This window comes from Novosphingobium sp. BW1 (genome assembly GCF_008107685.1).
GTDB lineage: Bacteria > Pseudomonadota > Alphaproteobacteria > Sphingomonadales > Sphingomonadaceae > Novosphingobium.
This window is the reverse complement of the sequence record NZ_VIRF01000046.1, coordinates 1-24439: the sequence shown is the minus strand read 5'-3', so window position 1 is coordinate 24439 and position 24439 is coordinate 1. Positions and strand designations below refer to the sequence as shown.

The window sequence follows — 24439 nt, the reverse complement described above, 5'->3', positions numbered from 1 at the left end:
GGCCCGGCACATCACAAAGACAACAGGGTTGCCCATCATGTCCGCGACGTCCCGTTCCCCGCTCCTTGGCCTTGCGCTGGCGCTCTCGGTTGCCGTGCCCGCGCTCGCGACGGGGCTTCTCGCCTCTCCGGCTCAGGCCGAGCCGACCCGCGCCGAGATCGCCCGTTCGGTGCACCTGCGCGAGGATTGGCAGTACCTGACGCGCGGCATCGCCTGGCCTGCCAGTTGGACGCCGGACAGCGCGGCCTTCTCCTACCGCCGCACGGTCGAGGGTGGTTTCGCCTTCGAGACGGTGACGCTTGAGGACCTGACCCGCGCGCCGTCCTTCGATCACGCGCGCCTTGCCGAAGGGCTGGGCCGCCTGCTGGGCAACCAGATCGCGCCGCTGTACCTGCCGTTCAGCGAGTTCAGTTTCACCGATGCCGCGCGTCAGACGATCCGCTTCTACATCGATTACACGCCCTACGAATGCGGCCTTGCCGATTACACCTGCCGCAAGATTGCCTATCCGGGACGTCCGCGCGGCTTTGGCGTGGTGCGCGATCTCTCGGTGCCTGCCGACAATACGCCGCGTGTCTCGCCCGATGGGGCGTTCGAGGCGCTGGTCGAGGACAGCAACCTCCTCGTGCGCAGCGCCCAAGGGGGTGAGGTGCGCCTGCGCACGGCGACAGGGACCGAGGGCGATTTCTACGATCCCGAGACCATCGCCTGGTCGCCCGACAGCCGCCACCTGATGATCTACCGCGTGCGCCCGGGCTTCGCGCGCCAGGTCCTGCGGGTCGAGGCGGCCCCTGCGGGACAGCTGCAACCGGGCCTTCAGACCCAGCTTTATCCTAAGCCCGGCGATGCCATCGACCAGGAGCAGCCGGTGCTCGTCGATGTGGCAACCGGCACGGTGACCGAAATCGACCCTGCACTCTTTCCCGACCCCTACGAACTGTCTGCCCCGCGCTGGCGCCGCGATGGCCAGAGCGCCGAGTTCGACTACATGCAGCGCGGCTTCCAGGAGGCGAAAGTGATCGCCGTCGATGCCGCCACGGGCCGCGCGCACGCCGCCGTAAGGGAGACGGCGGACACCTTCGTCTTTGGCGAGAAGCGCTTCGTCCACGACGTCGATGGTCTTGGCAAGGAGCTGATCTGGACTTCCGAGCGTGATGGCAACCGCCATATCTACCTTGTCGATGGAAAGAGCGGCAAGCTGGCCCGCCAGATCACCAAGGGCGACTGGGTCGTGCGCGAGGTTGTCCGGGTGGACGATGCGGCGCGCCGGATCTGGTTTGCCGCGAGCGGTATGAACCCGGGCGAAGACCCCTACTTCGTGCACTATTACCGGGTTGATTTCGACGGGCGCCATCTTGTCGCGCTGTCGCCCGAGACAGCCAACCACCAGGCCCGCTTCGCGCCTGATATGCGCCATTTCGTCGACACCTATTCACGCGTCGATGCGCCCGAAGTCACCGTGCTGCGCCGCGCCGAGGACGGCGCGAAAGTGGCCGAGATCGCACGCGGGGACATCACACGCCTTACCGCGGCGGGCTTCCACGCTCCGGAAGTATTCACCGCCAAGGGGCGTGATGGCACAACCGATATCTGGGGCCTCGTCGTGCGCCCGCGTGACTATGACCCGGCCAAATCGTACCCGGTCATCGAGAACATCTACGCCGGGCCGCACGACAGCTTCGTGCCCAAGAACTTCTGGCCCTTTGGCTACCATTCGGGCGGGGACAAGGTGATAGGGATGCAGGCGCTCGCGGACCTGGGCTTCATTCTCGTCCAGATCGATGGCATGGGGACGGCCAACCGCTCCAAGTCGTTCCACGACGTCGCCTGGAAGAACCTGGCCGATTCCGGCTTTCCCGACCGCATCGCCTGGCACCGCGCGCTCGCCGCGCGCGATCCTTCCTACGACATCTCGCGCGTGGGCATCTACGGCGCTTCGGCGGGCGGGCAGAGCACGCTCAACGCGCTCCTTTTCCATGGCGATTTCTACAAGGCCGGCTTTGCACTCGCGGGCTGCTACGACAACCGCATGGACAAGATCAGCTGGAACGAGCAGTGGCTCGGCTGGCCGGTCGATGCGTCCTACCTCGCGGCCTCGGGCGTGGAGCACGCCGACAAGCTTCGGGGTCGCCTCTTCATGGTGGTGGGCGAGCAGGACAGCAACGTTGATCCGGCCTCGACGATGCAGGTGGTCGATGCGCTCATCAAGGCGGACAAGGACTTCGACCTGCTGGTTGTGCCGGGGGGCGAGCATTCGACCGGCCGTTCAAGCGGCCCCATCGACTACGTGACGCGCCGCCAGTTCGACTTCTTTGTAGACGCGCTCCAGACTCACGGCGCGGAAGCGGCCGCGCTCTGATGTGCAGCGAGGGGGCGGGCAGCCCGCCCCCTCGTACGCTTAGGCCGTGACGCGCAGCATCACCACGCCGTGGGCGGGAACTTCGTAGCGTCCGGAAAGGCCCGAAGTGACCGCGCCCGACCACAAATCCTCGACCTTCGATACGCTGGCGAGCCCCGCATCGTCCGCGCTCATCGTCGCGGAGATCGGCTTTTCGGCGCGGTTGAACAGGGCCAGCGCCACCGACCCGTCGGCGAGCGGCTTGGCCCAGACTTGGGTCGTGCCCTCGGTGCGTACAGCCTGGCCCTGGATGCCGCGCGTGTCCTGATCGACCGTGATGACACGGCGGTTGGCCAGGATCGCCAGCATGTCCGCGCTCGTCTCACGCAGGTCATGGCCCATCATCAGTGGGGCGGCCGACATGGCCCAGAGCGACATGTGCGTGCGGTATTCATCCGCGCTCATTCCGCCGTTGCCGATCTCCAGCATGTCGGGGTCGTTCCAGCCGTGGGGGGCAGCGTGCTCGGGCTTGCCATTATGATCAAAGCCGATTTCGGCCATCGTCTTGTAGTCGTCCGTGATGTCGCCGGTCGTGCGCCACAGCTCGCCGCCGACATCGCGGCCCCAGCTGCCAACCTCGAAACGGCCGTACTCGCACAGCGAAAAGAGGATGTCGCGGCCCGTTTCGCGCAGCGCCTTGCCCATCTCGTAGTAGCTGCGCACCACGGTGTCGCGGTCATTGTAGAACCACTCGCCCGAGCACAGGTCGTACTTCAGGTAATCGAAGCCCCAGTCAGCAAAGGTCTGCGCGTCTTGTTGGACGTGGCCGTAGCTGCCCTCGTACCCGGCGCAGGTCTTTGGGCCCTGCGAGGAGTAGATGCCGATCTTGAGGCCGCGCGCGTGGACGTAGTCGGTCAGCGCCTTCATGTCGGGGAACTTGGCGTTGGGCTGCAGCGCCCCGTTGGCATCGCGCGTGCCCTGCCAGCCATCGTCGATGTTGATGTAGATGTAGCCTGCATCGCGCAGGCCTGTTGCGACCATGGCATCGGCCATCGCGCGCACCGTGGCATCGTCGATGTGCTCGTCGAACTTGTTCCAGCTCGACCAGCCCATCGGCGGGGTGGGGGCGAGTTTTCCCGGAATCGGGGCGCCCATCTCGGGCAGTTCGGTGAACTGGAAGGCGCGCGCGTGCGCGTCCTTCGCGGTGCCCTTGTGGCCGGTCTCGTCGATCTCGCTGAACCAGATCTGGCCGGTCAGCTGGACCTTTCCGTCCGCCATGGCGACGTGCCAGGTGCGGGTGGGGTGGTCCCAGTCGTTGATGTTGTTGGCCTCGAAGGTCAGCGTGCCATCTTCCATGCGCGCGTTGCGCATCGTGACCGGGCCATACCACTGGCTGGTGACTTCGCCCTCGATGGCATCGCCCCTGGAGCGAACCTCCATCATGGTGACGCCGGGGCGGTCGGGGGCCTCGTCGAACAGCCAGACGCCGTCAAACGGGGTCTTGGCCTGCGCGGCGGGCGCAAAGGGAAGGGCCACGGCGGCAAGCGCGGCGGCAATCACGGCGGAACGTGACACGGGAGGTCTCCTCAGGGTTCGTGGGTGGCGGGGGCAGGACGCGTGGCCGCGTCCGGCCCGGTATGCAGGTTCAGGCGCGCTGCGCGGCCAGATCGCGCCCGGCGCTGCTGCGCGGGCGGCTGTAGAGGCAGTAGAAGATGAGCCCGGCGACGTTCCACGCGGCGAAGCGGATGAGCGTGTCGGTGGGCAGGCTGAAGAGCAGGTAGGCGCAGCCCGCAATGGCGAGCGTGCCGACGAGGTAGGGTTGCGGGCAGCGGAACAGGCGCGGCAGCGACGGCTCGCGGCGGCGCATGATCATCAGGCACGCGCCGACCGCGATGAAGGCGATGAGCGTGCCCGCGTTCGCCATCTCGGCGATCTTGTCGAGCGGAAAGATCCCCGCGACAAGCGCGATGGAGATGCCGGTCATCAGCGTGATGCGCGTGGGCGAACCGGTTTTCGGGTTGATCCGGGCAAGCGCGCGGGGCAGCAGCCCGTCGCGCGCCATGACAAAGAACACACGGCTCTGCCCGTACATCATCACCAGGATGACGGAAGGCAGGGCGATGATCGCGGCGAGCGCGATGACATGCGCGGCAAAGGGCTGGTCGAGCGCGCGCAGCACCAGCGCCAGCGGCTCGGCGCTGTGGCCCAGTTCCTGGAAGGGCAGGGCCCCCACGGCGGCAAAGGCCACCGCCATGTAGATCACCGTGCACACCAGCATCGAACCAATAATGCCGATGGTGAGGTCGCGGCCCGGGTTCTTGGCTTCCTCGGCCGAGGTCGCCACGGCATCGAAGCCGTAGAAGGCAAAGAACACGATGGCCGCCGCCGCCATGACCCCGCGCTTGGCGCCGCCGATCTCGCTGCTGCCAAAGCCGTAGGGCATGAAGGGCTGGAGATTGTCGGCCTGGAAGGCGGGAAGGGCGATCGCCACGAAGACGCTGAGCGCGGCAAGCTTGATGATGACGAGGATGATGTTGAGCGTCGCGCTCTCGCGCGTGCCCCCGATCAGCATGCCCATGATGGCGAGCGCAACAAGGACCGCGGGCAGATTGATGAGGCCGCCGGTGAACGGTCCTGTCAGCAGCAGTTCGGGCAAGGCCACGCCCGCCGACTGGATCCAGCCGACCAGATAGCCTGACCAGCCCACAGCGACGGTCGAGCAGGCAAGCGAGTATTCGAGGATCAGGCTCCAGCCCACGATCCAGGCGACAGTCTCGCCCATGGCCGCGTAGCTGAAGGTGTAAGCGCTGCCCGCCGCCGGGATCAGCGTCGCCATCTCGGCATAGGCGAGCGCCGCGCAGGCGCAGACCGCGCCGGCAATGGCGAAGGCCAGGATCACCGCCGGGCCCGCCCGCTCGGCGCCCACGCCCGTCAGCGTGTAGATACCCGTGCCGACGATGGCGCCGACACCCAGGGCCACGAGGTGCGGCCAGCTCAGGGTCTTGGCAAGGCTATGCCCGGTTTCGCGATGAGCGAGAGATTCGAGTGTCTTTCTCGGTCCGAGCATGCAGTCCCCTTGCTGTGCAGTGCGTCAGCCGGTCGGGCTGACGGCGAAATGGGCCCGAAGGTCTTCGAGCGTGTTGGCGATGTGATGTGTAAGCTGGGCGCGCACGGCGTCCTCGTCACGCGCGAGCCAGGCCTCGAGCAGCCCCTTGTGCTCGGTGTGCGCGCGGTTGCCGCGACCAGCGGGCTCCAGATGGGCGATGACATAGCGCTCGGCGAGCACTTCGAGGCGCTCGGTCAGCTGGGTGGTGAGCAGGCGCTGCCCAGGGCGCACCAGCGTGACGTGGAATTCGCGGTTGCGCACGCCCACTTCACTGAGCGCGGAATTGGCCGCGGTATCGAGCCGTTCGAACGCGGCGATGGCCGCCTTCTGGTCTTCCTCGGTGGCCATGCGCGCACCGCGCGCGGCGGCGACAGGCTCGAAGGCGAGGCGCAGCTCGTAAATTTCTTCGGCCTGGTCGCTCGTCATCGGCTGGACGAACCAGCCCCGGTTGGGCTGGCTGGTGAGGAGGCCCTCATGCTCCAGGCGGGCGAGCGCTTCGCGCAGGGGGATCTTGCTGACCCCCAACTCCTTGGCAAGCGCGTCCTGCCGGACTGGCTCCATGACCGAAAGCTTGCCTTCGATGATCCTCTCGCGGATGACTTCGAAAATCCGCTCTGCCAGTGTCCGAACTACAATTGTCACGACTCAAATCTCCAGGAATGCATCACGCCCGCAGGCGGCATGCGACAACCGTATAATATAGACGGATGTTCCTGCGCCCGCAAATGAACCTTTGATCAGGGTTCCGCCCTGGTCAGGCCGAGTTGCGGGAAGGGACAATTTGCAGGTCATTGAGTCTTGCTGCCTTATGGAATTAGATATACCGTATACGAAATAAGCTTGTGGTCAACGGAGTTTTTGATGGGGCACGTGGGGATCATCGGGGGCGGTGTTGTGGGCCTGTCCGCAGCCTTGGCGCTGCTCAAGGCGGGCCACCGCGTAACCCTCCTGGACAACGATCCCGGTGCCGCCGCACCGTCCTGGGGCAATGCCGGGCACATCGCGGTCGAGCAGGTCGCCCCGCTGGCCTCGATGGAGCAAGTGCGCAGCGTACCGGGACGTCTTTTCGCCGCAGGCGGTCCGCTCGCGCTGCCCCCGCGTGAGATCGGGACCTGGCTTCCCTTCACCGCACGCCTTTTGCGCGCGTCGGGCGCGGCCCGCTTCGAAGCGGGGCGCAGGGCCCTGTCGCGGCTACTGGCCGAGGCGCTTCCGGCCTGGCGCGCGCAAGTGGAGGAGATCGGCGCACCTGACCTGCTGCGTGAAGACGGGCACCTGGTGACCTGGCGGGATGAGCGCGCCGCGCGTGAAGGTGCGCGCGATCTCGCGTCGGCCGACACGGGCACCGCCAGGGCCGCGCCCGCGTCGGCAGCCGATCTGGCGCGTCTTGCGGCCCTGGCGGTGGCGCAACCGGCCGGTGGCGTGCGCTTTACCGGCACCGCCCAGATCGCCGATCCTGATGAATTGCGCACGGCGCTTCTCGCCGCCTTCGCCGTGCGCGGTGGCACGCGGATCGAGGGGGAGGGGCGTCTGGTGCGCGAAGGCAGGCGCATTGCCATCGCGGGCGTGGAGTGTGACCAGGTGGTGGTCTGCGCGGGCGTACGTTCGGGCGCGCTGCTGGCGCCGGTCGGCCACAAGGTGCCGATCATCGCCGAGCGCGGCTATCACGTGCGCGCCGAGGCGCAGCATTGGCCCGAGGACCTGCCGCCCGTCGTCTACGAGGAGCGCGCGATGATCGTCACGCGCTACCGTACGTGCGTGCAGGCGGCGAGCTTCGTCGAATTCGCGCGCGCCGATGCCCCCGCCGACCCGCGCAAGTGGGCGCGGCTGGAACGCCATATCGCCGAGCTTGGCCTGCCGATCACCGGGCCCTTCCAGCGCTGGATGGGCGCGCGCCCGACCCTTCCCGACTACCTGCCCGCGATCGGCCGGTCGCAGTTGGCCGACAATCTTTACTACGCCTTCGGCCACCAGCACCTGGGGCTGACGCTGGCCGCTGTCACCGGACGGCTCGTGACCGAAATGCTTGACGGGCGCCGCACCAGCCTGCCGCTCGCGCCCTTCGACCTTTCCCGTTTCGCCTGACCTCTCCCCGACAGGCACGGGGACGTAGCCCCCCTTGCCTGGCAGACATGAATGATGCCCGGATGACTTCCCCCCGCGCACCTTTGGGCGCCTGTGCTCGCCCGTCGTCGGCCGCGCGCCGCGCGCTCCTGAAAACGCGCCGCGCGCTTCTGAAAAGTGGTATCGGCGCCTTGGCGCTGCCCGCGCTCGCCCCGTCCATCGCCCGCGCGGCCGAGCCGGGCGTGCGCCGCGTCGGTCGCGCATTGGCAGAGGAGGGCGCGGCCTTCGTAACCGGGTGCAAGGGCGGTTGTGTCACCAGCCTGCTCGCCTCAGGCCACGAGGCGCTGGGCGACTTCATCCTCGCAGGCGGACGTCTGGGCGAGGTTCGCGGAACCTTCCGCCTCGGCGCAGGCGAATGGCGAACTTTCGCGACGGCGGCGCTGGCGGGCGAAGTCGAGGAGGCCACGGCGAACACGCTCGCCACCCGGTACGCGCTGGGGTCAGGCTTTGTCCTGACAGTGCGGTTTGCGCTGGAGGGGAGTGACCTTGCCCTCACGCTCGATCTGGCGAACACGGGTGGTGAGGCTCTCGAACTGGGCGATCTGGCGTTGGGCCTTGCGATCAACGAACTGCAGGCAAGCGAGGGCAAGGACCCGCAGGGGCTTTTGAAGCACAGCTTCATCTCCGGGGCGGGCTCGCACGTGTTCTGGCAACGCAAGGACAGCGCGAGGCCCTGGCTGGCGATGTTTCCGCAGGAAGGCAGTGCGCTTGAATACTGGGAGGGTTTTCGCCGCAACGGCCCCTGCTACCACGTCTATTTCCACGCCGCGCGCGCGGTGGGGGAGGTGCGCAAGGCCCATTCGCGCTGGCGCCTGCCCGCGACCTCGCTGCACCTTGCCGCAGGCGCGCGCGCGCAGCGTGGCGTGACCTTTGCGCTGGTCGAGGGCTATGCCGAGATGCGCCACGCAATTGCGGAGCGCGGCCTTGTCGATGTCGAGCTGAGTCCGGGCATGACCGTGCCCAGCGATCTTGCGGTCACGCTCTCGCTGGGCTCGCGCATTCCGGTGGCCAAGATCGAGGCCGAGCACCCCGACGACACGCAGATCACCGCATTGGGAACGCGCGCGGGGCGTCAGCTCTACCGCGTGGAACTTGCACGGCTGGGTGAGAACCACCTGACGCTGGTGCAGGAAAACGGCGCGCGCACGACGCTCGAATTCTTCGCGACCGAGCCGGTCGAGACGATGATCGCCAAGCGCGGCGCCTTCATTGCCGGCCACCGCCACACCGATCCCGCCAAGTGGTACAACGGGCTTCTGGCTGAATGGAACATGCAGTGCGAGGTGCTGCTCGGTCCCGACAACTACGACCGCATCGGGGGCTGGCGCATCTACGAGGTGACCTGCGATGACCCGGGCCTTTCCAAGCCTGCGTTCCTTGGCGCCAAGCTCGCCGAATACCCGGTCCAGGCCGAGATCGACGCGCTGGACGATTATATCGCGCACTTCGTCTGGGGCGGCCTCCAGCAGACGACCGAGGAGCCCTGGCCTTATGGCATCTACGGTATCCTTGACTGGAAGCGGAACCGCGAGAGCGAAGACCCCGGCCCCAAGGGGCGCGAGCATTTGTGGCGCACCTATGACTATCCGCACATCGTGGTCATGTACTTCGGGATGTACCGCGCCGCGCGGTTTCATCCGGGCGTCGCGACACGGCTTTCGGCGGGGGACTACCTTGAACGCGCCTTTGGCACCGCGCGCGCGATGTTCACCGTGCCCGATACGCTGGTCGGCTGGGACGCGAACAACATCGGCTACTACAACGAGATCGTCCTGCCCGAGCTCATCGACGCGCTCGAAGCGGAAGGCAAGGAGGCCTGGGCGGGCCAGCTGCGCGGCTTCTGGGAGCACAAGGTGCGCCACTTCGTGGAGGAGGTGGAGGACCTGTTCGTCTCGGAATACGCCTTTGATTCCACCGGCTTTGAATCCACGCAGGCCATGGCCCGCTACGCGCTGGAGCGGCCCGGCACGTTCTCTCCCGAACGCGCCCGCGCCTTTCGCGAGCGCCAGTTCGCCGCCAATCTGTTCTGCCGGGGCTGGCTCGAGCCCGCCTACTACTACCTTGGCAGCGATTACCGCGGCCAGGGCGGCGATGCCTATACGCTGACCTACATGGCGCAGATGGGCGGCTGGGGGGTGCTCGATTACGCGCTCCATGATGCGCCGGACCCGCACGCGCTGCTGCGCCTCGGCCATGCCTCGACGCTGAGCAGCTGGGCACTGCTCAACAGCGGGACACCCGAAAGCGACCATGGCTACTGGTATCCGGGCAAGGCCAACGACGGCGCGGCCGGCGGTGGGTTCGAGCCCGCAGCGGTCGGGCAGACCTGGCTCGACCAGCCCCACTGGCACGGCTCGTGGTACTATTCGTGCGAGATCGACCTGGGGTTCTGCGGCGCCTTGCGCGCGGCCGCAACGACCCTTGCCGACGATCCGCTGCTGGGGCGCATCGCCCATGGCGGAAGCCTTGAGGAGGCAGAGGAGAGAGTGCGCGTGGTCCCGCGCGACGGGGTGCGTCGACGTTTCCACGTCCGGCTTCAGGACGCTGCGTTCGATGTGCAGCTGGCGCCGGGTGTCCGCTTCGCGCGCGAGGAGGCCATCGAAGTGGCGCCCTCTGGCACGCGGTGCCGCTTCGTGCTCGAACACGCGGCGGGCCCTGCGCGCACCAGCCTGCTTACGCTCGGGCAGGAGCAGGGGCGTGGGCTGCGCATTGACGGGGCGGCGCGCGATGTGGATTTGCGCGGACGGGTTGCGCTGGAGATCGCGCAGGGCACCAGGCACACAGTGGTCGATCTTGCCTTCGCGTGAGCGGGAGAAATTCGCATTCCGGACAGCTGTGCCCGCAGAGCCTGACAGGAAGGGCCGTCCGGGGTAGGGCGGTCCGCGCGCACCATTGCCCCTGCCCGAACGAGAGGACCCGTCATGACCCCGCCCTCCACGTCGCTTCCTGTAACACCCAGCTTCCGCCTCGACGGGCGCCGCGCGCTGGTGACGGGGGCGGGACGTGGGATCGGCCTTGCCGCCGCCGCCGGGCTGGCCGAGGCGGGGGCCGAAGTCACTCTCGCCGCCCGCACGGCGCGCGAGATCGAGGCGGTTGCCGCCCAACTGCGCGAGGCAGGCTACCGGGCCGAAGCCGCACCGCTCGATGTCTCGGACACAGAAGCCGTGCGCGCCTTCTTCGCCGCGCGCGAACCGTTCCATGTGCTCCTCAACAACGCGGGCACCAACCGTCCCAAGCCGATGTGGGAGGCGAGCGAGGCGGATTTCGATGCGGTCATGGACCTTAATGTCAGGGCCGCGTTCTTTGTCGCGCAGGCCTGCGTAAAGCGGATGATGGCGACGGGCACAAAGGGCAGCCTCATCCACATGGGCTCGCAGATGGGGCATGTAGGCGGCCCCAACCGATCGCTCTATTGCGCCAGCAAGTGGGCGCTGGAGGGCATGAACAAAGCCTTCGCGCTGGATCTGGCCGCCTACGGCATCCGTTCCAACACGATTGCCCCGACCTTCATCGAAACCCCCATGACCAGACCCTTTTTCGAGGACCCCGCGTTCAAGGCCAGTGTGCTGGAGAAGATCAAGATCGGCCGCATCGGCGTGCCCGAGGACCTGATGGGCGCGGTGCTGTTCCTGGCGGGCGATGCCTCGGCGATGATGACTGGAACAAGCCTTGTCGTGGACGGTGGGTGGACCGCTGAGTAGCTATAAGTTCAGCCTAAGTATTATCCGATCCAGCGCGTCTTTGCGAGGCGCTTGATTGCGATCAAAAACGGGGCTTTGCCGAGCGCCTATCTTCATCTCCGATCTAGCAGGACCGGACAAGAGGACAGCCCGAATGACCCGAGCACCCGATACCCCGCCGCCGCCCGGCGACACCGCGCCGATCTTCGGCACGCACCTGTTCGACGGCTGCGCGGCGGTCAGGGGCTACGCCCTCAACGCCATGTGCTTCTCTTTCAACGAAGCGGCCAACCGCGAGGCCTTTCTCGCCGACGAGAACGCCTATTGCCAGCGCTATGGTTTGAACTCTGAACAGCTTGCCGCGGTGCGCGCGCGCAATGTCCTCGCCATGATCGAGGCGGGCGGCAACATCTACTACCTCGCCAAGCTGGCGGGCATCTTCGGCCTCAACGTGCAGGACGTGGGCGCGCAGCAGACCGGCATGAGCGTGGACGAATTCAAGGCGATGCTGCTTGCGCAGGGCCGCAAGGCGGGGGAGGACTGAGGCCATGGCCCGGATCATCGGAGGTTACTTCACCAGCCACGTCCCCGCCATCGGCGGCGCTATTGTGCGCGGCGATCAGGAGGAGCCCTACTGGAAGCCGTTTTTCGACGGCTTTCCGCCCGTGCGCGACTGGCTCGGCGCCGAACGTCCCGACGTTGCGGTGTGCTTCTACAACGATCACGGCCTCAACTTCTTCCTCGACAAGATGCCGACTTTCGCGGTGGGCGCGGCGCACGAGTACCGCAACGAGGACGAGGGCTGGGGCCTGCCGCTGTTCAAGTCCTTTTCGGGCCACCCGGACCTCAGCTGGCACATCATCGAGCAGCTGGTGGGCGATGAGTTCGACGTGACCACCTGCCAGTCGATGTTGGTCGACCACGCGCTCTCGATCCCCTTTGAGCTCGCCTATCCCAAAGCCAAGGAATGGCCCCTGAAGCTGGTGCCGATCGCGATCAACACGGTGCAGTACCCGCTGCCTTCGGCCAAGCGCTGCCTCGCGCTCGGTCGCGCGGTTCACCGCGCGCTGGCAAGCTGGCAGGGGGCTGAAAAGATCGTGGTGATCGGAACAGGCGGCCTCTCGCACCAGCTTGACGGCGAACGTGCGGGCTTCGTCAATCCCGAGTACGACCGCTTCTGCATGGACAGTCTTGCCGCCAACCCTGAGGCGATCTGCGTCGACAGCACGAAGGAAATCGTTCGTAAGTCAGGGTCGCAAGGTGTGGAGATCCTCAACTGGATCGCCGCACGCGGCGCGCTGGGCGAGGTGCCTGCGCGCGAGACGCACCGCAATTACCACATCCCGATCTCGAACACGGCGGCGGCCACGATGCTGCTCGAGACCGTCTGACCCGGCTTGCGCAAGACAAAAGCCAGACAGCCCCGCCGGAGGCTGTCTGGCGTGCCGCGATCAGCCGCCTGTGGCCAGGAATGCGCGGAAAGGGGCAAGGCCGGGCACGTGGCTGGTGCTCCCGCCATCGCAGACCAGCACTTCGCCCGTCACGTTGCGCGCCGCGTCCGAGGCAAGGAAAGCCACCGCCTCGGCAATGTCCTCGGGCGCGCCGAGCCGGTCGCGCAGGGTCTCGGCCTCGACCGTTTCACGCAGACCCGCGGGGAACGCCTCGAGCAGCGAGGGCGTCACCGTCATCCCCGGGGCAACCGCATTGCAGCGTACGCCATGGATGCCGTGGCTCGCCGCGATGGCGCGCGTCATCTGGATGATCGCGGCCTTCGAGGAAGAATAGGCGGCCTGCACGATATGTCCCTGCAGGGCGAGGTTGGTGACCGTGTTGACGATGTTGCCCTTGCTCGCGCGCAGGTGCGGCAGCGCGGTGCGGCAGGCGATCATGGTGCCGCGCACGTTGATCGCGAAGGTGCGGTCCCAGAAATCGGTGTCCATGCTCTCGACATCGGTATCGGCCATCGCCACGTCGGGACCAAGCAACGCGGCATTGTTGTGCAGTACGTCGAGGCGCCCGAAGTGCGAGAGTGCCTCCTCGACCATGTTCTCGATCGATTCCGGGGTCTCCAGATCGACCTCGATGGCATGCGCATCGGGCAGTTCGCGCGCGAGGTCGATCGCGCGGGCAAAGGCGATGTCGGCAATGACGACTTTGGCGCCGCGTGCGGTCAGAAGGCGTGCGGTCGCGCCGCCGATCCCGCCCGCACCGCCGGTGACGATGGCGACCTTTCCATCCATGCGGATTGCGTCCTGGGCCATGTTCCTCTCCTCTTCCTCTGGTGTTTTCCCTTGCATAGAGATCAGGGCGGCCTGTGAAAGTCGGTACTTTTTCCACCCCCTTCAGGAGGAGGCCCGCAGAGCGCCTACTTCGGCCGCCAGACCTTTGCCGGCGCGATCAACATGGTGACCGCGCAGCCGACCGACGAGCTGACGAAGTTCCTGGCTGGCGCCATCAACGACAGCACGATCGAGCGCGGCTCGTGCGCCTTCTGCCAGACGATGATCGGCACGGCGTCCACGCCAGCGAAGGCAGCTATGCGACGACGGACGATGCCGCGGTCGTCAACTTCCGCCTTGGCATGCGTTCGAACGGTGTCGGCTTCGAGGGCTTTGTCATCAACGCCTTCAACGACAAGACCTGCGCCAGCGTGCAGCCCAGCTGCATGCGGATGCTCGGCAAGAAGGTTACGGCGAAAGGCAGCCGGATCGGCCTTCTGCCCGGGCAAGGCCATCGACGAAGATCTCCTTGGCGGGCACGGTATGGTTGTTGGCAATGCCTCTGTAGGTCTCGACCGGGATGTCGAGATCGGCGCGCCACCAGTCGAGACGGCCAGCCGGAAAGTCAGCTTGTTCAAAGGCATCGCCCAGGATCTCGACAAAGGCCTGCTGGTTGATCGTCTGAGACTGGAAACCGGCGCGCAAGTAGCACTCCCCATTTTCGATCCGCCCCATCGAGGTGAGCGGCTCCATCGCCGCCTGGTACACCAGCACGAGCGGGCGGCCCGTGCCGCTACGGCGCTAGTGCATCGGCCCGAAGGGACCCCTCGACATAGCCCCGGCGTGGGGGCTGCGCGGCCCGCAGCCATCAGGCGAGCAGCGACTGGCCAGCTCTTCCAAGCTTGGACCCAGGCCGCGGGCCGGAGCGCCCAGATCGCGTGTGCCGCCAAATGAAGGGAGCAGCGTGTCCGCGAACCGGCTCGTGCTGCCCGCCTTGCAGGCTAGCTTGAGGCCGTCACCGACGACAGTGTCGATGTGGTAGGGCAGCGGCACCACGCTGTGGACCTCCTGCCAGAGCTCGTCGCTGCCGGCAAAGCCGCCGGTGGTGAGCACCACGGCCTTGCCCTTGTGGGTGGCGACAACGCCCTTGGCGACGCCGTCTTCGTCGATCACGTCCTCGACCCGGGTCTTGAGGAAGAGCTCTAGGATCCCGGCTACAATGGCGGGCGCAATCGCGATGCGGTAGGCCTTGATCAGCGAGAGGCCCTGCTCGGTGCTGCGGTAGGTTCGCGGCGTCGTGTAGAGGTCGTGCTCGGGCGCGAAGACGGTCTCGAAGGGTGTACAGTTCCAGCCCGTTTCCAACAGCCAGTCGATGGCTTCGGGGGGCGCGTTCGATCCAGTCGCGCAGCAACACGTGGTCGCCCGTGGCGTGGTTGATGCGCATGGCGTCGGCAAAATGAGTGTCGGCATCTTCGGCCACGCCCACGGCGGCCGCTGCCGCTGCTGGAACGCCTGCCGTGCCTGCTCTGACCACAATGATACCGAACCCGTCGATCATGTTGTCTCGGCTTGTCGAGCCTGGATCTGGTGCCTTGCTGGCTTGGGGCAAAGACTGCGTGGCCGGTGTCGGACTGCGAGTCACGAAACCTTGATGATCGCGCGGTGAATATTTTTCCATCGAAGCCACGGGCCGAGCCCGGATGGAAGTGGGGCGGGAGGGAGCGGATCAGGCGGCGCCTGCGTGCACACTCCGACCCATATCCTCGCCGATGCGCCGTGCGGTCTGGAGCACCGGGTCGAGGTACTTCGCCAGTGCATCCTCGACCGTCATGGCCGTGGCGAAGAACACCAGCGTCAGCGTGCCGAGCAGCGTGTCACCCTCGAAGATGGGCACCGCGAAGGAGGATGTGCGCCCCGGATTGGCCGAATAGGCAGTGCGCGAGATCGCGGCATAGCCTTGCTTGCGGATCTTCTCGGCCTCACCGCTGTTCTCGAAGACGCGCAGCATCTGCACGTCGCCTTCCGAGCCGGTCGCTTCCACGTGCCGTATCAAGGAGGCGCGCGAATCGGGCGCAGCATGCGCCAGATAGGACCGCCCGGAGGCCGACTGGATCAGAGGCACCTGCCAGCCGGGATAATAGTGGTTGAAGGTCAGCGGGGTCTGGGTACTGGTGGAATCGCGTACGACCATCATGTTGCCCATGCGGGTGACGACACTGATCGGCCAGTGCACGATGCCGGTCAGCGCCTCGATGTGCGGCCGCGCGGCGGTGACGAGCGCGTCGTGGCCCTGAAAGCCGTAAGACAGCGCCTGGACAAGCGGGGTCGGGCGGTAGCGCTTGCGCGAGGGCTCGCGCTCCACCACGCCCTCCTCCACGAGCGCGCGCACGAGCCGCAGCACGGTGGGATAGGGCAGGTCCACCGAACGCTGGATTTCGGAGAGGCTCGGCGAGCCCTTCAGATTGATGACGCGCAGGATTTCCAGCGCGCGGCCAATCACGCGTATTGAAGAATCGGCGGTCAATGGCTTCTCGGATTTAAGGTTTTAGCGTTCTGGAATGAAGGACATCTTGTCGTGTTTCGGGCGAGACATGCAAGCCAAATTGTTCATTTCACGAACATCGTATTTCCCGAAGCTGGCATCACGCAGGCCCGGCCCGCATTCCTGGGGCTCGCAAGACGAGATGCGTGACAACAGGGGATATGCGTGCGGGAAACCGAAGTTCTGATTGTTGGTGGTGGGCCGGTGGGCGCGATTGGTGCGGTGCACCTTGCCAGCATGGAGATCGATGTCCTGTGCTGCGAGCAGACCGAGAGCTTCGCGAGCGATCATCGCGCCTCCACGATCCACGCCGCCACGCTCGAGATGCTCGATGCTGCCGAGCCGCTGATTGCCAAGGGCCTGAAAGCGCCGGTTCTCCAGTGGCGCGACCGCGCATCCGATCGAGGAGACCCTGCGCGACATCGCGCTCGTCAACTACATCGCCGATCCCGAGGAATGGCTCGTGTTGCTGGCCGTGCCCGGGGGCGGCGCATCCTCGTTCCCGGCGACAAGGCCGTCAGCGACGAGGACCTGCTGCGCGATGAGGCGATTGCGAGCAACTTGCGCTGTTCGACCTCCGGCGGCCCGGGATCACCAGGGCCTTCATCCAGGCCCAGCCGATCAAGAACAAGAGCTTCATGGAGCACGCTCCGGGAGAGGCCCACACCGCCCGCCTGGCACGTATGGCCGGGATCGCCAACGATCCGGTCAGGTGCCGCGAATACCTTCTGAAACAGGCCATGTTCCCAAGTTTGGCCGACGCGGAGAAAATTGCATGAGCATTGATACTGTACCGGGACGCGTGAACCGCGACCAGCTGGGCTTCCGCCGCAAGTTCGGTGTCCTGGGCCCCTCGACCAACACCAGCGTCCAGCCCGATTTTGACGACCTGCGCGTGCCCGGTGTCACAAATCACTACAGCCGCATCGTCGTCGACAACGCCAAGGCGGTCTCGAACGAGACCTTCATGGCGGGCGCCTTGGAGATCAGCGACAACACCGTGGATGCGGTCAAAGGCGTGCTTACCTGCGCACCTGACTACCTCGTCATGGGCATGTCGGCAGTGACCTTCTTCGGTGGGGCCGAAGGAGCCGACAAGTGGCGTCGCAATGTCGAGGAGATTTCAGGGCTTGGCGTTTCGACCGGCGCGGATTCGATTGTTGCCGCGCTCAAGGCCTATGGGGCGGGGATCAAGAAGGTCGCTTTTTTCTCGCCCTACTTCCCGACCGCGAACGCGGAAGTGAAGAACTTCCTTGCCGATCATGGCTACGAGACGGTGCGCGATATCCCGCTGCAGTGCCCCTCCTGGCTGGCCATCGCCGAAGTCGAGGAGCGCCGCACCATTGACACCTTCAAGGCGCTCGATGGCGATGACGTGGACGCGCTGATCCAGGTCGGCACCAACATCTCGGGTATCCGCGCGGCCGCTGCGGCCGAGCTTTACCTGGGCAAGCCGGTCATCGCGATCAACACCGCAACCTACTGGCACGCGCTGCGCGCCAATGGCATTCAGGACCGCCTGATGGGCTTTGGCCGCCTGATGAGCGAATTCTGATCGCTCATGGCGAGCCCCTGCGCGGGGGCTCGCCACACCTGCCTGTTTATTTCCCGCTAGATGTCGAGATCTTCGAGCCATGACCACGACCGCCACCAGTTTCATTGACGGCGCCTTCCTTCCGGCCGGGGACGGCTTCGAGCTTCCCGTATTCGATCCGACGAGTGGCCAGCAGGCGAGCGCCCTGCGCGAGGCCGATGCGGGTGAGGTCGATGCAGCGGTCAAGGCCGCGCGCGCCGCGTTCGGGGCGTGGAGTGCGCTTGGCAGTGAGGCGCGCAGTAATGTGCTCCAGGCCATCGACGCCAAGCTGCGCGCGCACGGCGATGAACTTGCCAAGCTGGAAGCGCGGACCTCGGGCCTTCCGATCTCGGGCGTGCGCCCGCTGATCGACCGCGCCGCCGAGAACTTCAAGCGCTTTGCCGAGGTCGCCAGCATGATGGTGGGCGAGACCTTCCAGCAGAACGAGAAATACCTCACCTACACCACCCGCGAAGCCAAGGGCGTCGCCGCGCTCATCGCGCCTTGGAACGCGCCGCTGGCGCTGGGCTCGATGCGGCTTGCGACCTGCATCGCCTTTGGCAACACCTGCGTTCTGAAACCTTCCGAATACACCCCCCAGTCGACCCTGCGCATGGTCGAACTTATGCACGAGGCGGGCCTTCCCAAGGGCGTCGTCAATGTCGTCAACGGCCGGGGAAGCGTGACCGGCGAGGCGCTTACCACCCACCCGGACATCGACATGATCGGATTTACCGGCGGCACGGCCACGGGGCGGCGCATCATGGCCGCAGCGGGTGAGCGCCTGACCCCGGTGACGATGGAACTGGGCGGCAAATCGGCGGCCATCGTCGCGCCCGATGCGGACCTGGAACGTGCGCTCGACGGCACGCTGCTTGCCATATACGCCAGCAACGGCCAGCAGTGCCTGGGCGGCTCGCGCATCCTCGTCCACGAATCGATTGCTGAGGAATTCATCTCCGCCTTCGTCGCGCGCGCCAAGGCCATCCGCATCGGCGATCCGTGCGATCCGGCGACCGAGATGGGCCCGCTTGCCTTCGAGGCGCACCGCGCGCACGTGCAGCATTATCTGGAAGTGGCGCGCGAGGACAGCGCCGAGATCCTGCACGGCGGCACCGTACCTGAAGCCCGTGAGCAAGGCTGGTTCATGGAGCCCATCGTGGCGCGCGCGCCCAGCAATGCCGCTCGGATCTGCCAGGAGGAGATCTTCGGGCCCTTCGCGACCTTCCTCACCTATTCCGACCTCGACGAGGCGATCGCGATGGCCAACGAATCCGAGTTCGGCCTCGTCTCCTATGTCTGGACGCGCGACCTTGCCACCGCGATGGCCTGCAGCGCACGCATCCGCGCGGGCACGATCTGGGTCAACACGCCGATGATGCGCGAATTGCGCGCCCCGTTTGGCGGCTACAAGGAATCGGGCATCGGCCGCGATGGCGCACGCCACTGCGCGGACTTCTTCACCGAGGCCAAGACCACCTCGATCCCGCTGGAAGACACCCCGATCCGCCGCCTCGGCGTCTGATCCGGAAGAGACGCAAAAAAGGGCCGCGCCCGCGCCTTTCCGAAGATGCGGGTGTGGCCCTTTTTGTTCGGGGGCTCAGTAGTCGCCGAATTCGTTGGTGTCGGGAAAGACCGTTTCCTCGCAGCGCGCGGGGACAGAGGCGTGGCCTCTGGCATAGCCGTTCATGCGCACCATCAGCGCGCCCTTGCGCGTGACCCAGATGCCGATGTCGTCTGTGCGCCAGAAAAAATGATGGCAGGTAAAAGTGCCCGCGGGCACGTGCATGTCCTCCTCGCCAGGTACTCGACCGGCATCTCGACCTTGTGGCCATGGCCCATCGTGCCCCCGTTCCAGGTGAGCAAGGTGGTCAGAAGTTTGCCGGTCTGGACGTCGTGTGCTCGGGCGCCTGGAGGGGGGGTGACGACATACGAGCCGGTAATGCGTATGAAGGGCATGCGCCCATCAGATCGCGCGAGGTCGCGCCGATCAATTCTTCAGGCTCGCAATGTTCGCGGAACGAAGGAAGGGAGGAGCAGCTGCCTCCGGTTCCGCGAACTTCGGATGAGCCGGAAAGGAGGCAAACAGGAAACAGGCCTTCAAGGAGCCATCGCCCCTAGACCCCGAAATCGGCGACCTCTCCCTTCTCGATCCAGGATGCCGTGAGAAAGGTGAGGTCGACAGTTCGGAAATTACGAGGGCGATAGCCCTCGCAATCCAATCTTGTGACTTTCAGGCTGCGGTTTCGGGCGTCGGTTCGGTCTGACCGGCGTAGGGCACCTCGCGTCCGCCGAAGCGGCGCACGCGGATGTTGGCCTGTTCGCCGTGCCCGGCAAAGCCTTCGAGCGCGCAGAGGCGCGAGCAGTAGTCGCCGATCAGCGCGGAGGCCTCGTCGGTCTCGATACGCTGGTAGGTGCAGGTCTTCAGGAACTTGCCGACCCACAGGCCACCGGTGTAGCGCGCGGCCTTCCTGGTGGGCAGCGTATGGTTGGTGCCGATGACCTTGTCGCCGAAGCTGACATTGGTGCGGCTGCCCAGGAAAAGCGCGCCGTAGTTGGTCATGTTGTCGAGGAAGTATTGCGGATCGGCGGTCATGACCTGCACATGCTCGGAGGCGATCTCGTCGGCGATCGCGACCATTTCCTCGGTGCTGTCGGCCACGATTACCTCGCCGAAGGTGTCCCAGGCCTTGCGGGCATGGTCGGCCGTGGGCAGGATCTGGAGCAGGCGCTCGATCTCGGACATGGTCTCGCGCGCGAACTTTTCCGAATTGGTGAGAAGGACGCCCGGGCTGTCGGGGCCATGCTCGACCTGGCCCAGGATGTCGGTCGCGGCGATCTCGGGATCGCAGCCTACCTCATCGGCGATGATCAGCGTCTCGGTGGGACCTGCGAAGAGGTCGATGCCCACGCGTCCGAACAGCTGGCGCTTGGCTTCGGCGACGAAGGCGTTGCCGGGGCCGACCAGGATGTCGACCGGATCGATCGAGGCCGTGCCGAGGGCCATGGCGCCCACCGCCTGGATGCCGCCCAGAGCATAGATCACGTCGGCACCGGCCAGCGCCTGTGCGGCAACGATGGCGCGGGCCGGGCGGCCCTGGAACGGCGGGGCGCAGGTGAGGACGCGCTTCACGCCCGCAACCTTGGCGGTGATCACCGACATGTGTGCGCCGGCAAGCAGCGGGTACTTGCCGCCTGGCACGTAGCACCCTGCCGAGTTCAACGGGATGTTCTTGTGCCCCAGGATTACGCCGGGAAGGGTCTCGACCTCGACGTCCTTCATCGAGGCGCGCTGGACCTGCGCGAAGTTGCGCACCTGCGTCTGCGCGAACTCGATGTCCTTGCGTTCCTGCGGGGTCAGGCTGTCGACGCAGGCCTGGATCTCGGTGTCCGTCAGGCGATAGTCCTCGCGGTCCCAGCCATCAAAGCGGATTGACCTGTCGCGCACGGCAGCATCGCCGCGTTGTTCGATGTCAGCAAGCGCAGCTTCGACGATATCGCGGACCTTGCGGTCGGCATCGGCCCGTGTCTCGGCGCTTGCGCCGCGCTTCAGATACTGCGCCATTTTCACTCTACCCTTTATCATGTGTCGTTGTGGATGAGGCCGATTTGGCGTGGTCTGGGCCGTGCGGAAACGCTGCGTGGAGCAGATGTTCATATCGCGAAAAGATGGACCGCTCGATGATCGGGTCGATCACCTCCGCGATGAGCTTCTCACGCATCGCGCGGCGGGCATCGTCCTCTTCCGGTGAGAGTGCCAGGTCCTCGATCCCGCTGGCAACGGTGAGGCCCTGCGCCCTCCGAAGACGAAATAAGTGGCCGCGCCCGCGCTTTCGTAGTCGGCATAGGCGTGGTCGGGATCGCCCCCGGCACTGGTCCGCTCGGCCATTATGTCCAGCTCGACGAAGCCGGTCCAGAACGGCTCGCCGTTGTGGCGCACCTGCCCGTCGTTGGTAGCCCGCTTGATGAGCGGGATGCGGTGGGCGTGGTAGGGCACATCGAGATGTCGGACGAGGCCGCGGGGTTTCAGCAGGCGACAGCCTTCCTTGAGAATCTCCTGCGTCTGCGCCGCGGTCGTCTCGTGGGACATGGTGATCGAGGTGATGAAGTCCACGCTCTCGTCGGAAAGTCCGGTGTCCGCCGCGTTGGCCTTGAGAAAGTCGATGGCAAGCCCGTTTGCCTCAGCCGTCCCATGGGCCAAGCGCACCTGCGGTCGGTCGTGTCTTGCACCGCGTCCCACATCAGGTTCTGGCTGTGAAAGGTGAGCGCGGACCAGGTCTGGAACAAGGGGGCGTTCTCGACCGCAGCGACCGCTTCCTCCCGGGCGGCGGGAGGAGCGCCGTGCGCGGCCTGGTAGGCCGGGGCCAACGCCGCATCGAAGCGGCGGTCGAGCGGGGCCTCGATATCGCGATTGATGAACTTCTTGAAGCCGCCGATGAAGTTCGGCCGGGCGGCCTCGTTGTGGTTGGGCGTGAACGCGAAGTCGCGCGCGGGAGTTCGCCATCCGCAATGTGGGGGCGTGTACTGTTCGCGACATCAACCTCCTGCGGGCATCTCGCTTATGCGCTTTGCGTATATCGAGTCGAATAATTCGACTGGAGTTTCGATATCTCTCTGGCAGCAAGAGCGTTCAGCCATTGCCAGGGAGCAGCCATGTACGCGGATATTCAGGACGATCTGGAGATCGTCGGCATCGTCAACCACCGTTCCGGATCGGTAGCGAGCGGACCGCAGGGGACTGACTTCGATCCGGCCTATATCCGCAAGGCCGCGCTGGAGCAGGAAGCGGCGGGCTATGACCGGGTGCTGATCGCCAATGCTGCGGTCATGCCCGAGAGTTTTGCCATCGGCGCACACTTGTCGGGTGTGACCTCCAAGCTCGGCTTCATGATGGCGCATCGCCCGGGGCCGGTGCAGCCCACCTACGCTGCGCGTCATCTGGCGACGCTCGACCGCCTGAGCGAGGGCCGCGCGGCGGTCCACGTCATCGCCGGGGCCGATGACCGCGAGGTCCAGGCCGATGGCGCCTTCAACACCAAGGAAGAGCGCTACCGCATCGCCGCCGAATACGTCGAGGTCATGCGCCGGGTCTGGTCGAGCGAGCAGCCGTTCGACTTCGACGGCGAGTTCTACACGTATCGCGACGCCTTCGCGATGGTGCGTCCGCACGGCGGCTCCATGCCGGTCTATTGGGGCGGCACTTCGGATCTGGCGCTCGACCTGTGCGGCAAGGTCGCCGACGTCTACGCGCAAGGTGGGGACACGTTCGAGGGCGCGGGCGAGCTGGCGCGCAAAGCGCATGCGGCCGCCGCGCGCCACGGGCGCGATATCAAGGTGCTGATGACCATGGTGATCCTTCTGGGCGAGACCGAGGATGCGGCCTGGGAGCGGGCCCTGAAGCTGGAGCAGCAGGTAACCGGGCGCATCGCGGACGGCGAGCGCGGCATCGTCATGGGCAAGCACGACAAGGACGAGGACAAGGCCGCAGCGGGCGCCTTCCAGCGCATGCTTGCGCAGTCCAAGCAAGGCGACCGCCTCGACCGCTGCCTGTGGACGGGGCTCAACAAGGCCTTCAAGGGGCGTGGCAACAATTCGGTTCTGGTTGGAACGCCGCAGCAGGTGGCCGACAGCCTGATGGAATATCGGCGGCTTGGTATCACCCGCTTCCTCCTGCGCAGCCCCGAACAGGACACCGACGCCGCGCTGATCGGGCGTGAGCTCGTGCCGGAACTGAAAGCGCAGATGGCCGCAGCCAAGGCGGCGCTGGCATGAGCGGGATTGCGCCCTACACCATGGCGCTGTGCCGTCCGGCGACGGACAGTGTCTTTGGCGCGGACGGTATGCCGCTCGACGGGGCGCTCGACGCCAACATCGCCATTGCGTGCGACGCCATAGCGCGCGCGGCGGGCGAGCACGGCACGCGCCTGGTTGTCTTTCCCCAGTTCGCGATGACCGGCTATACCCCGCTTGGCCCCGAGGCCTGGCTGGGGGCAGCGGTCACCTTTCCGGGACCGGAAATGGAGCGGCTGGGGGAGGCAGCGCGCAAGGCGGGCGTCTATGCTGCGGTGCAGATTGCCGAGAAGCACGAGGCCTTTCCGGGCCGCTATTTCTTCTCGGTCGCGGTACTGACGCCCGAGGGTGAGATTGGTCTTGCCTACCGCAAGAACTACTCGCTCTCGCTGCGCACGAGCCCGGTCGATGTCTACGACCGCTTTGTTGAGACCTTCGGGCACGAGGCGTTCCTGCCCGTGCTCGACACACCCCTTGGCGGGCTGGGCGTCACCATCGGGGCCGAGCCGCACTGGCCCGAGCCGATCCGGGCCATGGCGCTCAAAGGCGCCGAAGTGATCCTAAATCCGGTCGCGGCGATGCAGGGGATCGACTATCTCAACCGTCCGGGCGCCGAGCTGTGCCGCCCGGTGCGCGCTTTTGAGAACGCGGTCTATTTCGGCATGGCCAACATCGCGCAAGGGGAGCTGGCCTCGGCGGCCTGGGATTATGAAGGACGTCCCATTGGCGCGGCGGTGAGCGACGAATTCCACCTCTCTACCATCGATATCGAGGGCTTGCGCCGTGCGCGCAGCCAACCGGCGGGCAACCTCCTTGCCGGAATGCTGCCCCAGATCGAGGAGGACCGCCGTGCGCTCACGCTCTGGCCTTCCAACGCCTTCGGCGATGCGCCGCCCGCCGGATTCGAGGCGATGATTGCGGTGGAAACGCAGGTACGCGAGCGGTTGCAGGCGCTGGGCCGCGATCACGCGCCCGCGCCTGCTCTGAGCTCCTAGCCGAGGAAGCTTTCGACCACCGCCTTGCGCTTTTCGGCAAAGGCGGGGGCGGAGGCGGCGGGCAGGCTTTCATAG

General features: G+C 66.1%; 22 protein-coding genes. 11 read left to right on the top strand and 11 right to left on the bottom strand.

Annotated features, from left to right (window positions below; translation table 11 throughout):
• The first annotated feature begins 37 nt into the window (after positions 1-37).
• Positions 38-2359: a DPP IV N-terminal domain-containing protein gene (locus FMM79_RS04045; protein WP_148626280.1), complete on the top strand. Its 2322-nt coding sequence runs from the start codon at positions 38-40 to the stop codon at positions 2357-2359.
• Positions 2360-2398: 39 nt separating this feature from the next.
• Here FMM79_RS04045 and FMM79_RS04040 read toward each other — a convergent pair whose 3' ends face one another.
• From FMM79_RS04040 to FMM79_RS04030, 3 genes are all read right to left on the bottom strand, one after another.
• Positions 2399-3913 carry a glycoside hydrolase family 27 protein gene (locus tag FMM79_RS04040; protein WP_240338966.1) on the bottom strand — a complete coding sequence of 505 codons (1515 nt, stop codon included), beginning with the start codon at positions 3911-3913 and terminating at the stop codon, positions 2399-2401.
• A gap of 70 nt (positions 3914-3983) precedes the next feature.
• Entirely contained in the window at positions 3984-5405 is a 1422-nt protein-coding gene (locus FMM79_RS04035) for an amino acid permease (protein WP_148626279.1), read from the bottom strand.
• 24 nt (positions 5406-5429) lie between these two features.
• Complete coding sequence (locus FMM79_RS04030) at positions 5430-6086, bottom strand: GntR family transcriptional regulator (RefSeq protein ID WP_148626278.1); 657 nt, start codon at positions 6084-6086, stop codon at positions 5430-5432.
• A 219-nt stretch (positions 6087-6305) separates the two neighbouring features.
• Between FMM79_RS04030 and FMM79_RS04025 the strand changes: the two genes are divergently transcribed.
• The 5 genes from FMM79_RS04025 to FMM79_RS04005 all read left to right on the top strand — a co-directional run bounded on the left by FMM79_RS04025 (position 6306) and on the right by FMM79_RS04005 (position 12636).
• Entirely contained in the window at positions 6306-7526 is a 1221-nt protein-coding gene (locus FMM79_RS04025) for an FAD-binding oxidoreductase (protein ID WP_148626277.1), read from the top strand.
• Between the two features lie 62 nt (positions 7527-7588).
• A complete protein-coding gene (locus FMM79_RS04020; protein WP_148626276.1) occupies positions 7589-10372 on the top strand; it encodes a DUF5695 domain-containing protein in 2784 nt (927 codons plus the stop codon).
• Positions 10373-10486: 114 nt separating this feature from the next.
• Positions 10487-11266: an SDR family NAD(P)-dependent oxidoreductase gene (locus FMM79_RS04015; protein ID WP_148626275.1), complete on the top strand. Its 780-nt coding sequence runs from the start codon at positions 10487-10489 to the stop codon at positions 11264-11266.
• Positions 11267-11399: 133 nt separating this feature from the next.
• Positions 11400-11789, top strand: a complete 390-nt coding sequence (locus tag FMM79_RS04010) for a protocatechuate 4,5-dioxygenase subunit alpha (RefSeq protein ID WP_148626274.1) — start codon at positions 11400-11402, stop codon at positions 11787-11789.
• A gap of 4 nt (positions 11790-11793) precedes the next feature.
• On the top strand, positions 11794-12636 hold the full coding sequence (locus tag FMM79_RS04005; protein ID WP_148626273.1) for a class III extradiol dioxygenase family protein: 843 nt from the start codon (positions 11794-11796) through the stop codon (positions 12634-12636).
• Positions 12637-12696: 60 nt separating this feature from the next.
• On the opposite strand, the gene FMM79_RS04000 is transcribed toward FMM79_RS04005, so the two are convergent.
• The 5 genes from FMM79_RS04000 to FMM79_RS03980 form a co-directional block, all read right to left on the bottom strand.
• A complete protein-coding gene (locus FMM79_RS04000; protein ID WP_148626272.1) occupies positions 12697-13506 on the bottom strand; it encodes an SDR family NAD(P)-dependent oxidoreductase in 810 nt (269 codons plus the stop codon).
• A gap of 104 nt (positions 13507-13610) precedes the next feature.
• On the bottom strand, positions 13611-13979 hold the full coding sequence (locus FMM79_RS03995) for a hypothetical protein (RefSeq protein ID WP_148626271.1): 369 nt from the start codon (positions 13977-13979) through the stop codon (positions 13611-13613).
• A complete protein-coding gene (locus FMM79_RS03990) occupies positions 13933-14238 on the bottom strand; it encodes a hypothetical protein (RefSeq protein WP_148626270.1) in 306 nt (101 codons plus the stop codon). The genes FMM79_RS03995 and FMM79_RS03990 overlap by 47 nt, the downstream gene beginning before the upstream one ends.
• A 27-nt stretch (positions 14239-14265) precedes the next feature.
• Positions 14266-14934 carry a hypothetical protein gene (locus FMM79_RS03985; protein ID WP_148626269.1) on the bottom strand — a complete coding sequence of 223 codons (669 nt, stop codon included), beginning with the start codon at positions 14932-14934 and terminating at the stop codon, positions 14266-14268.
• A gap of 256 nt (positions 14935-15190) precedes the next feature.
• On the bottom strand, positions 15191-15988 hold the full coding sequence (locus tag FMM79_RS03980) for a helix-turn-helix domain-containing protein (protein ID WP_148626268.1): 798 nt from the start codon (positions 15986-15988) through the stop codon (positions 15191-15193).
• A gap of 183 nt (positions 15989-16171) precedes the next feature.
• Here FMM79_RS03980 and FMM79_RS22200 point away from each other — a divergent pair, with 183 nt between their 5' ends.
• The 3 genes from FMM79_RS22200 to FMM79_RS03965 all read left to right on the top strand — a co-directional run bounded on the left by FMM79_RS22200 (position 16172) and on the right by FMM79_RS03965 (position 19104).
• Positions 16172-16738 carry an FAD-dependent monooxygenase gene (locus tag FMM79_RS22200; protein ID WP_162528437.1) on the top strand — a complete coding sequence of 189 codons (567 nt, stop codon included), beginning with the start codon at positions 16172-16174 and terminating at the stop codon, positions 16736-16738.
• 43 nt (positions 16739-16781) lie between these two features.
• Positions 16782-17561 (top strand): arylmalonate decarboxylase, encoded by a 780-nt coding sequence (locus tag FMM79_RS03970; RefSeq protein ID WP_148626267.1) that lies wholly within the window; start codon positions 16782-16784, stop codon positions 17559-17561.
• Positions 17562-17640: 79 nt separating this feature from the next.
• Entirely contained in the window at positions 17641-19104 is a 1464-nt protein-coding gene (locus FMM79_RS03965) for an aldehyde dehydrogenase (RefSeq protein WP_148626266.1), read from the top strand.
• Between the two features lie 75 nt (positions 19105-19179).
• On the opposite strand, the gene FMM79_RS03960 is transcribed toward FMM79_RS03965, so the two are convergent.
• From FMM79_RS03960 to FMM79_RS21370, 3 genes are all read right to left on the bottom strand, one after another.
• The gene (locus tag FMM79_RS03960) at positions 19180-19368 is read right to left on the bottom strand and encodes a hypothetical protein (RefSeq protein WP_148626265.1); all 189 of its coding nucleotides are present in this window, start codon (positions 19366-19368) and stop codon (positions 19180-19182) included.
• Between the two features lie 444 nt (positions 19369-19812).
• Entirely contained in the window at positions 19813-21144 is a 1332-nt protein-coding gene (gene hisD / locus FMM79_RS03955; RefSeq protein WP_148626264.1) for a histidinol dehydrogenase, read from the bottom strand.
• 129 nt (positions 21145-21273) lie between these two features.
• Positions 21274-21786 carry a class I SAM-dependent methyltransferase gene (locus FMM79_RS21370; RefSeq protein ID WP_162528436.1) on the bottom strand — a complete coding sequence of 171 codons (513 nt, stop codon included), beginning with the start codon at positions 21784-21786 and terminating at the stop codon, positions 21274-21276.
• A 446-nt stretch (positions 21787-22232) separates the two neighbouring features.
• Between FMM79_RS21370 and FMM79_RS03945 the strand changes: the two genes are divergently transcribed.
• Entirely contained in the window at positions 22233-23351 is a 1119-nt protein-coding gene (locus FMM79_RS03945; protein ID WP_148626262.1) for an LLM class flavin-dependent oxidoreductase, read from the top strand.
• Positions 23348-24364, top strand: a complete 1017-nt coding sequence (locus FMM79_RS03940; RefSeq protein ID WP_148626261.1) for a nitrilase-related carbon-nitrogen hydrolase — start codon at positions 23348-23350, stop codon at positions 24362-24364. Before FMM79_RS03945 ends, FMM79_RS03940 begins: the two co-directional genes overlap by 4 nt.
• Positions 24365-24439: the final 75 nt, after the last annotated feature.